Here is a 220-nt window from a genome sequence, read left to right as displayed (position 1 = left end):
ACGCATCGATAAGCGAACCAAATAAATCCGCATAATCATTCGTCAATCCATCTAAGAACTTTGATAGATGCGCATTGTTATAGGTTAAATAAATAACTTCGTCCATATTCCATTTTTTATTGGTAAACGTAAACTCTTTAATACTTACTTGTTCAAATGTATCTGGATATAGCGCACGCTCTACCCGATGAAAGCCATCAGCTACTAATAATTGTTTTTC

At 34.1% G+C, this 220-nt stretch carries 1 pseudogene; it reads right to left on the bottom strand.

The features are described from left to right. Positions 1-220 (bottom strand): annotated as a pseudogene (locus KTHG_RS20990) (phage portal protein); the annotation flags it as partial.

It is taken from the genome of Kurthia sp. Dielmo, from assembly GCF_000307285.2.
Taxonomy (GTDB): Bacteria; Bacillota; Bacilli; order Bacillales_A; family Planococcaceae; genus Kurthia; species Kurthia populi.
The sequence above is the reverse complement of the archived record's forward strand: the minus strand, read 5'-3'. Positions and strand labels throughout refer to the sequence as shown.